This window comes from Sulfitobacter dubius (assembly GCF_900113435.1).
GTDB lineage: Bacteria > Pseudomonadota > Alphaproteobacteria > Rhodobacterales > Rhodobacteraceae > Sulfitobacter > Sulfitobacter dubius.
This window is the reverse complement of sequence record NZ_FOPG01000002.1, coordinates 236,223-254,028: the sequence shown is the minus strand read 5'-3', so window position 1 is coordinate 254,028 and position 17,806 is coordinate 236,223. Positions and strand designations below refer to the sequence as shown.

At 59.0% G+C, this 17,806-nt stretch carries 14 protein-coding genes; 7 read left to right on the top strand and 7 right to left on the bottom strand.

The features are described 5' to 3' along the window. Positions 1-2: 2 nt before the first annotated feature. The 3 genes from BM229_RS09960 to ehuR all read right to left on the bottom strand — a co-directional run bounded on the left by BM229_RS09960 (position 3) and on the right by ehuR (position 3,242). Positions 3-641, bottom strand: coding sequence for a TRAP transporter small permease (locus BM229_RS09960; protein WP_208604059.1), 639 nt, complete (start codon positions 639-641; stop codon positions 3-5). 76 nt (positions 642-717) lie between these two features. Beyond that, positions 718-1,728 carry a TRAP transporter substrate-binding protein gene (locus BM229_RS09955; protein ID WP_093927499.1) on the bottom strand — a complete coding sequence of 337 codons (1,011 nt, stop codon included), beginning with the start codon at positions 1,726-1,728 and terminating at the stop codon, positions 718-720. 137 nt (positions 1,729-1,865) lie between these two features. Then, positions 1,866-3,242 (bottom strand): MocR-like ectoine utilization transcription factor EhuR, encoded by a 1,377-nt coding sequence (gene ehuR, locus BM229_RS09950; protein WP_244152156.1) that lies wholly within the window; start codon positions 3,240-3,242, stop codon positions 1,866-1,868. Positions 3,243-3,249: 7 nt separating this feature from the next. Here ehuR and BM229_RS09945 point away from each other — a divergent pair, with 7 nt between their 5' ends. From BM229_RS09945 to BM229_RS09925, 5 genes are all read left to right on the top strand, one after another. Further along, entirely contained in the window at positions 3,250-3,798 is a 549-nt protein-coding gene (locus BM229_RS09945) for an Lrp/AsnC family transcriptional regulator (RefSeq protein ID WP_244152155.1), read from the top strand. 128 nt (positions 3,799-3,926) lie between these two features. Further along, positions 3,927-5,411: an NAD-dependent succinate-semialdehyde dehydrogenase gene (locus BM229_RS09940; protein WP_208604058.1), complete on the top strand. Its 1,485-nt coding sequence runs from the start codon at positions 3,927-3,929 to the stop codon at positions 5,409-5,411. Positions 5,412-5,459: 48 nt separating this feature from the next. Next, positions 5,460-6,830 carry an aspartate aminotransferase family protein gene (locus tag BM229_RS09935; RefSeq protein WP_093927497.1) on the top strand — a complete coding sequence of 457 codons (1,371 nt, stop codon included), beginning with the start codon at positions 5,460-5,462 and terminating at the stop codon, positions 6,828-6,830. 287 nt (positions 6,831-7,117) lie between these two features. Beyond that, positions 7,118-8,089, top strand: a complete 972-nt coding sequence (locus tag BM229_RS09930; RefSeq protein WP_093927496.1) for a response regulator — start codon at positions 7,118-7,120, stop codon at positions 8,087-8,089. After that, complete coding sequence (locus BM229_RS09925) at positions 8,086-8,445, top strand: Hpt domain-containing protein (RefSeq protein ID WP_093927495.1); 360 nt, start codon at positions 8,086-8,088, stop codon at positions 8,443-8,445. The genes BM229_RS09930 and BM229_RS09925 overlap by 4 nt, the downstream gene beginning before the upstream one ends. Positions 8,446-8,535: 90 nt before the next feature. Here the strand turns inward: BM229_RS09925 and BM229_RS09920 are convergent, their stop codons facing one another. The 3 genes from BM229_RS09920 to BM229_RS09910 all read right to left on the bottom strand — a co-directional run bounded on the left by BM229_RS09920 (position 8,536) and on the right by BM229_RS09910 (position 13,855). After that, a complete protein-coding gene (locus BM229_RS09920) occupies positions 8,536-8,907 on the bottom strand; it encodes a response regulator (protein ID WP_093927494.1) in 372 nt (123 codons plus the stop codon). A gap of 12 nt (positions 8,908-8,919) precedes the next feature. Next, the gene (locus tag BM229_RS09915; RefSeq protein WP_244152154.1) at positions 8,920-10,359 is read right to left on the bottom strand and encodes a PAS domain-containing sensor histidine kinase; all 1,440 of its coding nucleotides are present in this window, start codon (positions 10,357-10,359) and stop codon (positions 8,920-8,922) included. A gap of 352 nt (positions 10,360-10,711) precedes the next feature. Continuing rightward, positions 10,712-13,855 (bottom strand): CHASE domain-containing protein, encoded by a 3,144-nt coding sequence (locus tag BM229_RS09910; RefSeq protein ID WP_208604057.1) that lies wholly within the window; start codon positions 13,853-13,855, stop codon positions 10,712-10,714. 345 nt (positions 13,856-14,200) lie between these two features. Between BM229_RS09910 and BM229_RS09905 the strand changes: the two genes are divergently transcribed. Both BM229_RS09905 and BM229_RS09900 read left to right on the top strand, forming a co-directional pair. Beyond that, positions 14,201-15,814 carry a GMC family oxidoreductase gene (locus tag BM229_RS09905; protein WP_093927492.1) on the top strand — a complete coding sequence of 538 codons (1,614 nt, stop codon included), beginning with the start codon at positions 14,201-14,203 and terminating at the stop codon, positions 15,812-15,814. Between the two features lie 4 nt (positions 15,815-15,818). After that, positions 15,819-16,784, top strand: a complete 966-nt coding sequence (locus BM229_RS09900) for an NAD(P)H-dependent flavin oxidoreductase (protein WP_093927491.1) — start codon at positions 15,819-15,821, stop codon at positions 16,782-16,784. A 20-nt stretch (positions 16,785-16,804) separates the two neighbouring features. Here the strand turns inward: BM229_RS09900 and BM229_RS09895 are convergent, their stop codons facing one another. After that, positions 16,805-17,668: an LOG family protein gene (locus BM229_RS09895; protein ID WP_067622333.1), complete on the bottom strand. Its 864-nt coding sequence runs from the start codon at positions 17,666-17,668 to the stop codon at positions 16,805-16,807. Between the last annotated feature and the right edge of the window lie 138 nt (positions 17,669-17,806).

Here is a 17,806-nt window from a genome sequence, read left to right as displayed (position 1 = left end):
GCTTAGACCTCCCGCTCGTTGTCGTCGTAGCCTTCCAGCACGCTGGTCGACAGGTAAATATCAGGCTCGATGATGTTCTTGATGGCGGTCAGCAGGTATTGCAGCCCGGTCATGAAGAAGCCGAAGGGCACCCAGACCAGCGTCCACCAGACCGGCACTTGCAGCGCAGGCAGCAGGCGGCCACGCCCGGCTTGGGTCATGATATATTGCAGCGCGTACCACGCGAGGCCGAACATGAAGATGGCGGTGACGAAGGCGATAAAGATCATCAGCACCTTGCGGGGGCGCGGGGGCAGGGCGTCGAAAATCGCCGACATGCGAATATGCCGCCCGTGCCGCGCGGCATAGGAGATGCCCGCGAAGGTGATGAGGATGATCAGGATGCTGTTCAGCTCTTCGGAAAAGAAGATCGAGCTTTGAAAGACGAAACGGCCCACCACATTGGCAATCGTATTGGCCGCCATCAGCAAAACACCAGCGGCGAGCATCACAGACTCAAGCCAGCTGATGGCGTTGTCGATTGTGCCCAAAGGGCCGGGGAGGGTGGATTTATAGGTGCCCACGGGGGCGTCATCGGTGCCGGTGGTATCTGCCTGCGATTGCAGTTGCGAACTGTGGTTGTCTTCCGTCACCGGCGTCATCCCGTGAATGGTTCAAAATGGATCGCTTCAAAATAAGGTCACCCCCCGGACAGTGCCGGAGGGTGAAAGGATGCGTTTACTTAACGGCTTCGAGGTCGGCCTTGAATTGCTCAAGGATTTCCTTGCCGCTGTCGCCTGTCATCTCGATAAAGGCTTCTTCGACCGATGCAGCCTTGTCTTTGAAGGGCTGGCGCTCTTCTTCGGACAGGATGTTGATCTGCATGTCAGGCTTCGCCGCTGCGATGTTTTCCAGCGACTTTTCCTGCAGGCCGGACTGGTATTCGAGGATATAATCGAATGCCGCGTCAGAAGCGTTCTGCACAACCTCTTTGTCCTCATCGGACAGGCCGTCATAGAAATCCTTGTTGGCCATCACAGCGGTGGTGAAGTTGTTGTGGCCGATGCAGGTGATGACGTCTGTCACCTCATACATCTTGGTGGATTCCAGATAGAAGCCCGGGTTTTCCTGACCTTGGATGATGCCGGTCTGCATCGCGCCATAGACTTCGCCCCATGGCAGCGGTGTTGGCGTCGCGCCAAAGGCTTTGTAGCTCTCCACCAAAAGCGGGTTGGTCATGACGCGGAACTTGACCTCGTTGAGGTCTTCGGGCGTTTTGACCGGCTCTTGCGTGGTCATGCAGACCTCGCCTTCGGGGAACATTCTGAGCAGTTCCAGACCTTGCTCTGCATAGAGCGCGGGGAACATCTCGTTGATGGCCTTGGAGGTGCGGAAGAACTCGTTGAGTTGCTCACCGTCCTGCGGCAGCAGGTAAGGCACGAAGAAGACTTGCGCCTCGGGGATCAGCGCGCCGGTGAAGCCGGGCGACTGGTCCACGAACTGCAAGATGCCGGCCTGCGCCTGCTCCATCGTGTCGACGGATTCACCCAAGGTGCCGTATGGGAAAAGCTGAACTTCGTGGTCGGAGTTCGCTTCGACTTCTTCTTTGAATTTCTGGGCGTATTTGCCCTGCACTTCGTCCAGTGCCTCTTCGAATGCATAGCGCCATGTGTCTGCCGAGGCCGCGCCTGCGACACTCGTCACGGCTGCGAGGATACCCCCGGTGATAACGGTCTTGAAAATAGCCATGTTACTCCCTTTCATTTATTGCCCGCGCAGCACAAAGGCCGCAGCGAAACTAATGTCCTGACTGCTAGATCATTTAAACCGATCCCAATCATGTCAATGTGAATATTGATCCATGACAATTTGAGACGCTCTCACAGTCACTCCGTCCTACCCCTGTTGCGTAATCTTACATCGATCATGCGAATCCCGCGGGCAAATTCGGGAAAGGATTGCCCCCCGATCGAGACGCGAAGCCCCGGGTGGCGGTCTGGTGGGCCGATGGCGAAACTGGCTCCATTGGCCACGGCGACGCCGCTCTCGCGGATGGATTTGACCAGTTCGGCCTCTTCGTAGGTGTCGTGGCAGGGCAGCCAAAGATGCAGCCCGTTTGGGCTGGTGCGCATGTCGAGCCCGCGAAAGACGTTTGCGGCGAAATCGGCGCGGTCGCGCAGGGCCAGTTGCTGACGGTTGAGGAGAGTCTGGGCAGTGCCTTCTTCGATCCAGCGCCCGGCGATCTCGGTCATCATATTGGTGGCCATCCAATTGGTTACCATATGCCGGTTGCCCGCCGATGCCCCAAGGTGGTCCGGCACCACCAGATAACCGACCCGCAGCCCCGGCATCAGGCATTTGGTGAGGCTGGTGAAATAGAGCACCCGTTCTGGCGCCATGGCTGCCATCGGCGGTGGCGGCGCGTCTTGCAGCGGCCCCCATGATTGGTTTTCGATGATTAGCAGGTCATGGCGTCGTGCCACCTCGATCACCGCGGCGCGGCGGTTTTCGGTCATGGTAAAGGCCAGCGGGTTGGCCCCGTTGGGGATCAGGTAGACGGCTTTGACAGGCTCTTTCGCACAGACCCGCTCCAGCGCCTCGGGGCAGATGCCGCCTGCGTCGACGCTTACTCCTTGCAGGCGGATGCCCAAAAAGCGGGCGAGGGGGCGCAGGGTGTGATGGCCGATGTCTTCGCTCACAATCAGATCACCGGGTTGGGCCGCCGTCATCATCGCCACGGTCATCGCGCTGGTGCTGCCATTGGTCGGGATCACTGCCATCCCCTCCAGATCCAGCCCACAAAGCGAGAGCCAGCGCCGCACCGCGCTGCTGCTGTCTCCGGCGCGGAGGTCTTGGCGAAACCCGCCCATCATGGCGCGGGGCAGGGACCGCGCCATCGCGCGTAGCGTCTTTTGCATCGCCTCTTCATGGGCGTGGTCCAGCACGGGTTTCAGGATCGACATATCCAGCAACCGCCCGGCGGCCTTGCGGCTGACGAAGGGCATGGAGATATCATCGCTCGCCGCACGCACAAAGGTGCCGCGCCCCACTTCTCCGACGATCTTGCCCGCCTCAACCAGCTTGTCATAGGCGCGGCTGACGGTTTGCACGCTGAGCGACAGATCGAACGCCAGTTGGCGCTGCGTTGGCATCCGGTCTCCAGGTTTGAGCACGCCATTTTGAATCGCCGTTTCAATCGCCTGAACGAGTGATCGGTAGGCAGGTCGGGTCAGGGAACCGGGGTCTGGGCGCCATTTTGTCATGATCGGGATGATCACCACAATCATGACAATTGACAAGTCTGACCTGCGCTCTCATGAAACTGGCATGAGCTTTGTCAAACTGGATAAACGCGATATCGCGGTGCTGTCGATCCTCTCTCGCGAGGGGCGCATCGCCAAATCTGCGCTGGCCGACAAGGTTAATCTAAGTCCCACCGCCTGCGGCGAACGGCTGGCGCGGTTGGAGTCTGCGGGCATCATCACCGGCTATCAGGCCCATGTCGCCCTGCGCCGCATCGCCCCGCATGTCACCGTCTTTGTGCAGGCCGAACTGGGCAATCATCGTGCCGAGGCGTTTCAGCGGTTCGAGGCGGTGATCGCGCAGCATGATGAGATCGTCCAGTGCTGGGCCTTGGGCGGCGGTTTTGACTATCTGCTACAGGTCGTCACCCGCGACATCGACAGTTACCAACGTCTGATGGATGCGCTGCTGGATCAGCAGGCCGGGCTGACGCGCTATTTCACCTATGTTGTCACCAAATCGGTCAAATCGGCACCGCTGCCTCTGTCGCAGCTCTTGCCCGAAGACGAAAGCTGAGCCGCCGTAGTTTTTGCGGCGGGCAGGGTGCTGCGCCGCAAAACCTCCTGCCGATGGTGTGATATTCGGTCAAACCCGCGCCGCATCCTGTCTTACCTTCGGGGCAATTCATCCCAAGGAGGTGCCCGATGACCAAGATGATCCCAACCCCCGCCGATGGTCTGCCCGCGCTGACGCGGGGCGAGCTGGCCCGCCATTTCGCCTATGTCGGCGGGGCATGGGTTGCTGGCGCGCAGAGCGATGACTTCAAGGTGACTGACCCGGCAAGCGGGGCAGTCTTGGGGTCGGTTGCTAAGCTTAACGCCGACGACAGCCGCGCCGCGGTGGATGCCGCCCATGCTGCCTTTCCCCATTGGGCCGGGCTGTTACCGCAAGAGCGTGGTGCCATCCTGCGCCGCTGGCGCGATCTGATGTTGGAAAACCGTGAGGATCTGGCCCGGATCATGACCGCCGAACAGGGCAAACCCATCTCGGAATCGCGCGGCGAGATCGACTATGCCGCGTCTTTCTTTGAGTTCTATTCCGAAGAGGCGCGCCGCCCCAACATCGAAGGCGTCACCTCGCATCTGCCGGATGCCGAGGTGGAAATCTGGCGCGAGCCGGTGGGCGTAGCCGCGCTGATCACCCCGTGGAACTTCCCTTCCGCCATGCTGACTCGCAAGGCAGGTGCCGCGCTGGCGGCGGGCTGCACCGTGGTGGCGCATCCTTCGGCAGAGACGCCGTTCTCGGCGCTGGCACTGGCCGAATTGGGCGAACAGGCAGGGCTGCCGAAAGGCGTGTTCAACGTCGTCACCGGGGAGGCCCCCGAGATCGTGAAACCATGGATGGAAGACACCCGCGTGAGGGCCATCTCTTTCACCGGCTCTACTGAGATCGGCAAGCTGCTGTATCGTCAAGCATCCGACAGCGTGAAACGCTTGGTCCTCGAACTCGGTGGCCATGCGCCTTTCATCATGTTCGATGATGCCGATATGGACCGCGCGGTCGAAGAGGCGATCAAGGCCAAGTTCGCCACCTCCGGTCAGGACTGCCTCGGCGCCAACCGTTTCTTCATCGCCCGCGACAGCTATGCGACCTTCTGCGCGCGGTTCGCCGCAGCGACGCAGGCGCTGACCGTGGGCGTCGGCGCGGATGATCCCGACATCGGCCCCCTGATGAACGAAAAGGCGGTCGCCAAACAAGAGGAACACGTAAAAGATGCGCTTGACCGTGGGGCGCGGCTGCTTTGTGGTGGCAAGCGGCACGCAGCGGGGCCGCTGTTCTTTGAACCGACGGTGCTGGCGGATGTGCCTGCCGACGCGCTGATCATGCGTGAAGAGACCTTTGGCCCCGTGGCCGCCATCGCGGCCTTCGACAGTGAGGATGAGGCGATCACACGGGCCAATGACACGGAGTACGGGTTGGTGGCCTATGTCCACAGCCAAGACCCACGCCGCATCTACCGCGCCAGCCGGGCGCTGTGTTTCGGCATGGTGGCCGTGAACCGCACCAAGGTGACCGGCGCGCCGATCCCCTTTGGCGGGACGAAACAATCGGGCATCGGACGCGAGGGATCGCGGCTGGGGCTCGAAGCCTTTACGGAAGTGAAATACGTCTGCCGTGACTGGGCCTAAGATTTGAAAGATACGGCGCAAAGGCGCGTCGGAAGAAAGGAATGACCAATGCTGAAGAACGATATGCTCGAACAATGGGACCGTGAAAATTTCTTTCACCCCTCCACCCATCTGGCGCAGCACGCCCGTGGCGAAAGCCCGACCCGTGTGATCAAGACCGCCAAAGGCAGCCATATCACGGACCGCGACGGCAACCAGATGCTCGACGCTTTTGCCGGTCTCTACTGCGTGAACGTGGGCTACGGCCGGACCGAGATCGCCGAGGCGATTGCTGAGCAGGCGCATGAACTGGCCTATTACCACTCCTATGTCGGCCATGGCACCGAGGCGAGCATCACCCTGTCGAAAATGATCCTCGACCGTGCGCCTGCGGGCATGAGCAAAGTCTATTTCGGCCTTGGCGGGTCGGACGCGAATGAGACCAACGTCAAGCTGATCTGGTACTACAACAACATCCTTGGCCGCCCCGAGAAGAAGAAAATCATCTCGCGCTGGCGTGGGTATCACGGGTCTGGTCTGGTGACAGGCTCGCTGACTGGGCTGGAGCTGTTTCACAAGAAATTCGACCTGCCGCTGGCACAGGTGGTGCACACCGAAGCGCCCTATTATTATCGCCGCCCCGACGCCAACATGAGCGAGGCAGAGTTCACCGCGCATCTGGTGGGCGAATTGGAAGCGCTGATCGAGCGTGAGGGCGCCGACACCATCGCCGCCTTCATCGGGGAGCCGGTTCTGGGCACCGGGGGCATCGTGCCGCCGCCCGAAGGCTATTGGGCCGCCGTGCAAGAGGTGCTGAACAAACACGACATCCTGCTGGTCGCGGATGAGGTTGTCACCGGCTTTGGCCGTCTGGGCTCCATGTTCGGCTCGGACCATTACGGGATGAAGCCTGACCTCATCACCATCGCCAAGGGGCTGACCTCGGCCTATGCGCCGCTGTCGGGCTCGATTGTGGGTGACAAGATGTGGAAGGTGCTGGAGCAGGGCACCGATGAAAACGGCCCCATCGGCCATGGCTGGACCTATTCGGCCCACCCCATCGGCGCGGCTGCGGGGATCGCGAACCTCAAGCTGATCGACGATCTGAAGCTGATCGAGAATGCCTCGGACGTGGGCGGCTATCTGAATGCGCAGATGAAGGCCGCATTGGGCGACCACCCCAAGGTGGGCGACATTCGCGGCGAAGGGATGCTCTGCGCCGTAGAACTGGTTGAAGACCGCGATGGCCGCACGCAGTTTGATCCATCGCGCAAAGTGGTGCCGACCATCGTTGGCGATATGGTCAAAGCAGGTGTGATCGCCCGCGCCATGCCCCAAGGCGACATCATCGGCTTTGCGCCGCCCTTCTGCTTGACCCGCGAAGAAGCGGACAAGGTTGTGGGTGCCACCGCTGACGCGATCAAGGCAACCTTGGGCTAAAACTTGAAAACATCAAAGATCGAAGGGCCCGGCGGAAACGTCGGGCCATTTTCATTAGAAGAATCACAATTGAGTGAGGAGTGACCGGAAGTTCCTCAAAAAAAGAGATCAGGTAAAATTTGCGGATTAGTTCTGGAAAAAATGCATCGGACTGGAAACAGTACCCCGGTTTGTCGTCTATTTACTAAGGAATCGCCCAAATTAGGCCACACTTCACAGGGAAATTAGGAGAAAGCAGCGGCCCGTCCAGTTTGGGGCCCGAAGATTTTTATCTGTGGAGAGATGTAATGAGAATTCTGGCGGTGGATGACGATCCGATTATCCTCGAATTGCTTGGGCAATTCGTAGAGATCATCGGCGCGCATGAACTGACGACCGCCCCATCGGCTCTGCATGCGATTGATATGCTAGGCGATCCGAACCTAGGGCCGATTGATTGCTTCATGCTTGATATTCAGATGCCGGGGATGGATGGGATCGAACTGGCGCAGCACATTCGCAATTCGTCGCGCCATGCCGATACGCCGATCCTGATGCTGACCGCGATGTCCGATAAACGCTATATCGATGCGGCTTTTGCCGCCGGGGCCACCGACTATGTGACCAAACCGTTCGAGATTGCCGAACTGAAAGCACGTATCGGTCTGGTCGAAGGCATGGTGAAGGATCGCCAGCAGCGAACCAAGAAAATCTTTGCCGCCAAAACGATAGCTGACCAAGCCACCCATATGGAGCTGTTTGAGCCAATCCCGATCTATGACGTGGACAATGTGATCGACTACACCGCGATGGAAAACTACGTCGCGCAGTTGTCGCGCAGTGCGCTGTTCGGTTCTACCGCCTTTGCATTCACCATCCGCGAGGTCGACGCTTTCCACGCGACGATGACCTCTTTTGAGTTCTATAGCCTTGTGTCCGATGTGGCCGAGATCCTGTCCGATACGCTTGTCGATCATCAGGTGCTCATGTCCTACGCGGGTAACGGCACATTTGTGTGCATTACGGAAAGTGGCTGGCGCCCGAATATGGGCGGGTTGATGGATGCGGTTAACTTTGAGTTGTCTCAAACTGAATTGTTCGACAATAATGGCGAGCGCGTTCACCCGCGTGTCAGTTCGGGCGAGGCCGTGCGGCTGATTTGGAAGAGCGGCAACTCCGTCATGGACGCGCTGGGGCAGGCCCATGCAAGCGCAGAAGCCGCCAGTGTGGCACATACGAAATCGCTCAATGACTTTTGGCAGAATGATCAACAGGCATGACTAAAATGTTAGCTGAACTTCCCGGCATAGAGCGCATTCGCAAGCGCTTTGTCGAAATGTTGGCCGAGCGTCAGACCCAAATTGCAAGCCATGGGCTAGCGGCGTGGGACGCTACTACTGTGGAAGAGATCAAAGGTAATCTGGCAAGCGCACAGGCCATCCTGCACCAGATTGCTGGAAGTGCTGGATCCTTGGGGTTCGAAGAGCTGGGCCGTATGGCGCGTAAATGTGAGACGCAGATCGTGGACCATCTGGCCGGGCCAAGCGCCAACCGGGCGGATTGCCCTATCGAGATCATCTCGGAACTGGATGGTTTCGTTGCGCAGTGTCGTAAAGAAATCGACGCTCACGCCTAATGACGTGGCGGCCGTGCCCGGCGTGGCACGTCCTTATTCATTACAACTCACAACCAAGCCGACGAAATGGTAAACTGAGGGGGTGCTGGCTTAGGCGCCCTGCATCGCTGCTTTGACCTGATCGGCCAGGGCGATGGGATCAAACGGCTTGCTGATGACATCAGCCGCGCCCAGATCACGCAGTTCTTCAATCTCATTATGCTGGGCACGAGCGGTCATAAAGATCGCCGGCACATCGCGCAGGCTGTCCATTTCACGCATTTTTTCAAGGGTCTGGCGCCCCGTCATGCCGGGCATCATCATATCGAGCAGGATAACATCGGGCGTGTAGGACTGAACCTGTTTCAGCGCCACTTCTCCGGTTTCGCATTGGACGACATCGAAATCGCCGCTCAGCTCAAGCGCCATCAGCGCGATTTCCCGAATATCCGCGTCATCCTCGACGTGCAGCAATTTGATCATTCCGTACTCTCTCTAGGAGGCTTCGCGCAGCAGCGAAGCCGGTTCCTCTGCCGCTACCAGAGAATTTTTCTTCGGCAGGGTAAAGTAAAATGTCGTACCAAATCCCTCGCGGCTGTCAAAACCTATTTTGCCACCAAGGTTTTCGACGATGGCCTTGCACACGCTAAGGCCAAGCCCCGTACCACCCTTTTCAGCGCGGCTTGAGTTGGACAGATCGGCGAAACGCTGGAACACTTTGTGCTCTTCAGACGCCGGAATGCCCGGCCCCCGGTCCGACACAGAAATGCGCAATTCATCGTCGGTCTCTTGGGCGCGGATGACGATCCGCTCACCGGGTTTCGAAAATTTGGCCGCGTTGGATAGAAAGTTTGTCAGCACCTGAATGACTCGGTTTGGATCCGTGACGACCTGCATCGGGGCATCCGCGTTTTCAACTTGAATGCGTACGCCGTGGCGCTGTTCAAGCGAGGCGTTGGCGGCACTCGTTTCCCGAAGAAGCTCAGATATATCAATCTTTTGAAGGTTGAACTCCAGCCGTCCATTCGAGATCTTTTCAAGATCAAGAATGTCATTGATGATCAATACCAAGCGATCTGCATTGCGGTGCGATATCTCCAACAGGGCGCGTGCCTTGCTGGGCAGTTCACCCGCCGCACGCGACAAAAGCAGCCCCATCGACCCTTTGATCGAGGTGAGCGGCGAGCGCAGCTCATGGCTGACCATCGAGATGAACTCCGACTTCATCCGCTCTTCGTCGATGATGTCCGTAATGTCGTGCATCATGATCAAAAAGCGCCCCGCCGTGCCGCCGATGGGCAGCAGTTTGATCGTGACCTGAAAGTGATTGCCCATAATTTCTGTGTCGAACTGGGTCATCCCCTTGCCCGAAGCAGAAAGGTTGCGGCAGGCTTCAAGCACGGTTTGGTTGCCGCTTTTTTCGGCAAGGTCTTGAAGGGTGCGTTCTGAATATGAATCGTTGCGCCAGCCGGTACGGCTCATTGCGACGCGGTTCATATAGCTAAAGCGGAGCGTTTCAGCATCGACGATCCAGATGTCATCGCGCAGTTCATACAGCGTTTCCGCAGTGTCGCGCTCGGCCAAAAGCTCATTGGCGTGGGTCACATCTGTACGGGCCGAGATTGACCCGGCCCATGCCCCTTGTTGGTCAAAAAGCGGCATGACTGTGCATTGTGTTTGGATTACCCGACCATCGGCACAGCGCAGAGGAGTTTCGCCCTGCCACGTCTTGCCTTGCATCAAAGTGGCGCGCATTTCTGCAGCGAGTTCGCGAGATCGTTCGTTGTAAAGCATCGAAACGGGCTGACCTATCAGCTGGTCGCGGGCATAGCCGGTCAGTTCGATAAAGCGATCATTCACCTGTGTGAGGATGCCGCCTGTATCTAAGATGTTCACGATGGCATGGCTGTCAAAGGCTTTAAGCCGTTGCGCCATGTTATGGTTTTCGAGAGGTTGATCGCTGCCTGAACGTAACGCGTTCATCGCAAAGGGTGTAATACCCGCAAGAACGATTGCGCCGACCACGGGCAGAACCTCCCCGATTTGGCCTGCGAACAGTGCAGAAGTTGCTGTGTACCAACTACCTGAAATGGCGCTGCCCAGAAAAAATGTGGCGGCGGTACGTTTGTTAAATGACTTCGACGACACTCGTAAATCCTCGCCCAGAAGCGTGCATGCTGCAAACTATAGCATGACCTATGAGTTGTAATTTAATTAAACTGGCAAACTATCTTGGCAATAATATGGCATGTAGCACTTTAGCGTCATGCCGTAGGGTTACCAGCTTTTAGGATGCGCGTGCGGTTGTTCCTGTAATTGAATTGACCACCGAGCTAATGCCGCTCCGTGATTTGATAAGGTTAATCCCGACCCGCGGGTCGGGTTCGCGATTGTTGTCGGCAGAAAGGCTGATGATCTTGGCGGCGGGGTGCAGCCGCGTAATGTCTTCCAGCAAAGAGCGGGCATCACCATCGGGCAAGGACCAATCAAGGATCACGACATCGAGCTCCTCTTTGCCGATCAACTTTCGCGCTTGGGCAAGGTTGGTCACATTGGTCACATCCGCAACGCTGTCCAATCCTGTGCGGATGACCTCAGCAAAATCTAGATCGTCTTCGATGTGCAGCACACGAAGTTTTTCATCCCGCGCCGCAATTCGCATGTCTGGCAGGGTGGGCGTCTGTGTGGTCTCGGCATTGGCGATGGGGCAGGTGAACCAAAAGACGGTGACGCCATTCGGAATGCTTTCAAAGCCGATGGTTCCATCCTGACGTTTGATAATCTGCCGGGTGATGTTCAGCCCCAGCCCGGTACCGCCCTTGGCCCGGGTGTCTGATCCATCCGCCTGAGAGAAAGCTTGAAATATCCGGGGACGGAAATTCTCAGGCACGCCAGGGCCAGTGTTTTGAATAAAGACAATCGCCCGGTCGCCCAAACGCTCGGCACGGATTTGCACCTCAGACTCCGCGTCGGAATACTTGCAGGCGTTAGAGATCAGATTGGCCAGCACCTGCCGGGTGCGGCTTTCATCGACCCTGACCATCAGCGGGCTTTCGGGCAATTGCAGGCCCAAGGTGTTGTTATGGGTGGTGGCAAAGGGCGACATCTCATTCACGGAATCGCTGATCACGTCGTTCAAATCAACGTCATGAAAATCGAACTGAACCTCCCCAGAGGAGATTTTTTCGAGGTCGAGGATATCGTTCACGATATGCGATAGTCGGTCGGCGTTGCTGCGCGCGATGTCGATCAGCCGAATATGTGCCGGAAGAAGGCGCGTGTTGTCCGTGGTGTCGATCAGGCCCAATGCCCCCTTGATCGAGGTGAGCGGAGTGCGCAACTCATGGCTGACGGTTGAGACAAATTCGCTTTTAATCTGCTCAAGCTTCTTTTGATCGGTAATGTCGTTGATCTGCACGATGAAGACATAGCTTCGGTTGTTCTTGTCGTATGTCCAAGAAACGTTGAACAGGCCCCAACGTTCATAGCCCAATTTATGGGTGATGCGGTATTCGGCCTGATACGTCTGAGAACTGTGGGATTCGACCAGCCCGCGGACCTCTCCGTAAAGTTTCTGCAAATCGCCATTGGGCATCAGATCGCCCAGTTTGGTGTTCGATAGCAGTTCATCTTCGCTATAGCCGCAGAGCGTACACAGCGCACTGTTGACGCTGTTAAAGACGCCGCCTTCGCCGAGAATGGCCATGCCCACCGGTGCGGCGGCAAGCACCTGCCGGAACCGCCGCTCGCTGGTTTCAAGAGCGTTACGCGCATGAACGACATCTGTCACATCAGTCTGGGTGCCGACCATCCGCAGGGCGGCGCCGTTCTCATCACGTTCGGTCACCACCGCGTCAGAGCGCATCCAGCGCCATTCCCCGGTGCCCACCTTCAACCGATATTCGGTCACGGATCGCTTTTGCTGACCTGCAATGCAGGCTTGATCGGTCTGGGTGAGTAGGGGCAGATCATCGGGGTGAACCCGTTTCAGAAATTCCGCCTGCGGATCGGTAAGCCGCTCGTAATCCGCCATTCCCAAGATATGGCGCCAAGTGTCTGAAACCTCGGATTTGCCGCTGCGCAGGTCAATGTCGAAAACGCCAATCTGCGCGCCTTCAAGGGCTAGGTCATAAAGCGCCTTATTGCGCGCCAGTTCATCCTGCACCGCAAGTTCCGAGGTAAGATCGCGCACAATCGCCGTCACGCGCCGCTCGCCGGTGTGGGTGGTCCAATTGTTGCGTTGCAGGTCAAGCTTCAGCTCTTGGCCAAAGCAGGTCTTGCCCGCCGCATTGACTTGTTCATGGTCGTGATCATTGATCCGTTCGGTCACAAGATCGGCAAAGTCCATGCCTTCAAGCGCCTCGCGGCCATAGCCGAAACAGACCAGTGCCGCTTGGTTGGCGAAACGCACGCGATCCTTGCTGTCGAGCAGGAACACAGGCGTCACAGCGTTTTCGATGACCGAGCGGTTTTCCTCTTCATGGGCGTCGATCTGACGTTCGCGCAAGACGGCAAGCTGGCTGAGCGCTGCGCTGCGTTGGCGCAGGCTGCGGAAGGCCACAAAGAATAGGATCGCCAGCAAAATACCAGAGATAAGCAGGATTTCCGGCACGGCGCTGTGCATGGCGCTGTCGAAACCGGCTGTACTGACTTGGACGACCGTCCAAGGTCGTCCAAAGCGTTCGATTGTTTGTACGACGCTTTGGCGTCCGCCCTCGGCATTTTCGTTAGTGCTGTCAAAAATCAGGTTTTCTGGGGCTGTGGTCAGCCCATCGAATACCTTGATGTCATATGCCTCTCCCTGCGCGGAGGTCAGCTTGTTCAAGAGGTTTGCACCGACAAAGGGCGCATAGACCCAGCCGGAAAATTCCGTTGCTTCCTGCGTGCCCGCAGTAGCGGCATAGACCGGGCGGAGCAGGAGAAAACCGGGCTGCCGGGTCTTATCCTGCACCAACAGAATGCGCGGTGTTAGCTGTGGCTCTCCGGTTTCGCGGGCGCGCAGGGCAGCGCGGCGGCGGTCGTCGTTAAAACTGATGTCGAGGCCGACAGCCTCTGCATTTGGCCCTTGGGGGTAGATATATTGGATCACCAACTTCTCGGCGTTGCCGGTATCTGGGTGGATGCGGAAGTCCTTGATCCCAAGGGCGGTGACTTCTTCGACGAATGCGTCCTCTGTCCCTTTGGCCACCGACGCGACAAAACCGATGCCATTTATGCCGGGCAAGAAGCTGTCGATTTGCAGGGTGTCGACGTAATGCGCAAAATCGCGGGCAGTCACCTCGTCAGAGGCGTTCAAGAAAGCGGCGACGCCGTTGAGGCTTTGCAGGTAGGTACGAATACGCGCGTCGAGGCTTTGCAGGCTTTCCTCGGCTATCCGGTCAAAGGCCTGTTCGGCGGCGGCATCGTTGCTGCGGCTGCTGTAAAGAAACACCCCAAAAGTGATGGCAAGACATCCGAGGAACAATATAAATTCGGGTCGCCGCAACAGTTTCAACCTTCGTATCTAGCCACCGCGCGGCGATAAAATTCTCTTCGTTAAAGGAACAATCTAGCGCTTCGGGGCAGTATATCCAATCTGGCCATATTCACCTGTGGGTCAAAAAAAGCAACAAACGGATGCGATGCGGACGCTAAGCGCCGCAGATGTGGCTTTGGGGCAAAAGGTCGGCAAGGGGGGGCGGTGCGCTTCATTTACGGCAGGGATTGTGACCTGTCGCCGGGCGCTCTACCAATATCGAGCCGGGAGGCGGCGCAGGCATATTGGGAAGGGATCACCATGCACGACGAGACACAGCTAGAGGGCCGCTATGATTACATCATCGTCGGCGCAGGCACCGCAGGCTGTGTACTTGCCAACCGTCTCAGTGCCGATCCGGCCAATAACGTCTTGCTGCTCGAGGCCGGGGGGGATGACAATTACCACTGGGTCAAGGTGCCGGTGGGCTATCTCTACTGCATTGGCAATCCGCGCACCGATTGGATGATGAAAACCGCCCCTGAGCCGGGACTGAACGGGCGCTCTCTTACCTATCCGCGCGGCAAAGTGTTGGGCGGCTGTAGCTCCATCAACGGCATGATCTACATGCGCGGGCAGGCGGCGGATTATGACCACTGGCGGCAACTCGGCAACACCGGGTGGAGCTGGGACGACGTGCTGCCCTATTTCCTCAAGTCCGAGGATCACCACGCGGGCGGCAATGACATGCACAGCGCCGGAGGTGAATGGAAGGTCAGCAAACAGCGCCTGCGGTGGGATATTCTGGAGGCCGTGCAGGACGGCGCGCGGGAGTTCGGGATCGAGCCGCGTGCTGATTTCAATGACGGCGACAACGAAGGGTCGGGCTTTTTCGAGGTGAACCAAAAGGACGGCGTGCGCTGGAACACCGCGCGCGGCTTTCTCCGCCCGGCGATGCAGCGCCCCAATCTTCGGGTGATGACCGATGCACATACCAATGGGCTGATCCTTGAGGGCAAGCGTGTGACCGGCGTCCGTTTCACCCATAAGGGCCGCGCCCTTCGGGCCGTGGCCGAGGGGGAGGTGCTCTTGGCCGCCGGGGCGATCAACTCGCCGAAAATCTTGGAGCTGTCAGGTATTGGACAGAGCGAGCTTTTGAGCGGCATGGGGATCACCACGCTGCATGAACTGCCCGGCGTGGGGGAGAACCTTCAGGACCATTTGCAGATCCGCACCGTCTATAAGGTGCAGAACACCAAGACGCTCAACACGATGACCCATTCGCTGTGGGGCAAGGGACGGATGGGGCTGGAATATCTCATGCGGCGCAGCGGCCCCTTGGCGATGGCGCCCAGCCAGTTCGGCATGTTCACCAAGTCCGACCCCGCGTTGGAGACGCCTGATCTGGAATACCACGTGCAGCCCCTGTCGACCGACAAGCTGGGCGATCCACTGCATCCCTTCCCCGCGATCACCGTTTCGGTCTGTAACCTGCGGCCTGAGAGCATCGGGTCTTGCCACCTGACCAGCCGCGACAGCGCGGTGCAGCCCGACATTCGCCTGAACTATCTTTCCGCCGAGAGCGACAAGCGCGTCGCGGTCGCGGCCATGAAGCAGGCGCGACACATTATGACGGCCAAGGCGTTGCACCCCTATCAGCCCGAGGAAATCTTGCCCGGCCCTGCTGTGCAGAGCGACGAAGACCTGCTCGACAAGGCGCGCGATATTGCCACGACGATCTTTCACCCCGTTGGCACCTGCAAGATGGGCAGTGATCCGATGGCCGTGGTCGATACCGATCTGCGGGTGCATGGGCTGCGCGGGCTTCGGGTGATTGATGCGTCGATCATGCCCAAGATCGTTTCGGGCAACACGGCATCGCCCACGGTGATGATTGCCGAAAAGGCTGCCGACGCGATTTTGGCGGGGCGGTGACGGTATGTTAAACACGCGATTGACCGAGCGGCTGGGGATCAGCCACCCCATCATCCAAGCGCCCATGGCCTTTGCGGCGGGCGGTCGGCTGGCGGCGGCGGTCTCAGGTGCCGGAGGCCTGGGTATGATCGGCGGCGCTTACGACGCGGGCGAATGGATCACTGAGCAGCAGGATCTGGCGGGCAATCAGTCGGTCGGCTGCGGCTTCATCACTTGGAAGCTGCGCGAGCATCCGCAGGCGTTGGAGCAGGTCCTCGCCCGCGACCCGGCGGCGGTCTTTCTGTCTTTTGGCGATCCAGCAGAGTTCGTCCCCCAAATCCGCGACGCAAAGGTGCCGTTGATCTGTCAGGTGCAAACGCTGCGCGACGCGGCCCACGCGATTGATCTGGGGGCTGAAATCATCGTCGCCCAAGGGGCCGAAGCCGGTGGACACGGCGAAAAACGCGCGACCTTTACGCTGGTTCCAGAAATTGCCGATCACATCGCCCGCCGCGCGCCGGAGGTGCTGCTCTGCGCCGCAGGCGGCGTGGCGGATGGGCGCGGGTTGGCGGCGGCGCTGATGCTCGGGGCCGATGGGGTGGTCGTCGGTTCGCGTTTCTGGGCATCGGAAGAGGCGCTGGTGCATCCCGCGATGCTTGAGGCCGCGATTGAGGCCAGCGGCGACGACACGCTGCGCAGCACCGTGACCGACATCATGCGCGGCTACGATTGGCCTAGACGCTATACGGGCCGCGTGCTGCGCAATGAGTTCACCGACCGCTGGCATGATGACCCTGACGGGCTGCGCGCCGCGCAGGCGCAAGAGTTGCCGCGCTGGCAGGCGGCGGTGGCAGAGGGCGATGCCCGCACTGCCAATGCCTTTGTCGGAGAGGTCGCAGGGCTGATCGGCGCGGTCAAACCCGCCGCCGATATCCTGCGCGATATTGTCCAAGGGGCCAAAGTGGCCTTGGGCCAGACCTTTACCCGGTGACGGGGCCGGGCAAAGCCCGATCAGCCGTGATCTTCGACCTCTTCCCGGCCCGGCACATGTTCGCGGGCGGGGGCGGTTTCCCAATTCTCGATAACTTCCATCGCCTCATCCGCGCTTTCGACAAAGCGGAACAGGTCGAGGTCTTCGGCAGAGATCGTCCCAGCATCGGCCAGCGCATCCCAGTTGATGATCTTTTCCCAGAACTCGCGGCCAAACAACAAGAAGGGCACGCGGTTCATGCGACCGGTCTGGATCAGCGTCAGCGCCTCAAAGAGCTCGTCCATGGTGCCGAAACCACCGGGAAAAACACAGATCGCGCGGGCGCGCATCAGGAAGTGCATCTTGCGGATCGCGAAATAGTGGAAGTTAAAGCAAAGCTCCGGCGTGACGTATTCGTTGGGAGCCTGCTCGAACGGCAGCACGATATTCAGGCCGATGGAATGGCCGCCTGCGTCCAACGCGCCGCGGTTGCCAGCCTCCATCACGCCCGGGCCCCCGCCAGTGACGATGACGTTCTCCACACCGCCGGTCTCCATCGACTTTTCGGTCATCAGGCGGGCAAAGGTGCGCGTTTCATCATAAAAACGCGACAGGTCGGCCAGCGTCTTGGTGCGGGCGGTGTGTTTCTCGGCTGGCGCGGGAATGCGCGCACCGCCAAAAAGCACGATGGTCGATTGGATGCCGTGGGCATCCAGCAGCAACTCCGGCTTGAGCAGTTCCAGTTGCAGGCGCACCGGGCGCAACTCATCGCGGCACATGAAGTCATCGTCGGTAAAGGCCAGACGGTAGGCAGGCGCGCGGGTTTGCGGCGTGTCGGGGGCGTCTTGGGCCTTGGCGCGGTCAACATTGGCGCGGCGCAGGGGGTGGCGGTGTTCCTCGGTCATCCTCGGGTCTTTCCTTGGTCTAGGGCTTGGCTCAGGTGGCGCGATGGCCGTTCAGGTCAACATGCCTTGTTGATCACAGAATGGCCACGCCCCTCATCGCCCGGCAATTGCACCCTTGGCGGTGCAAGGCTATAGCCC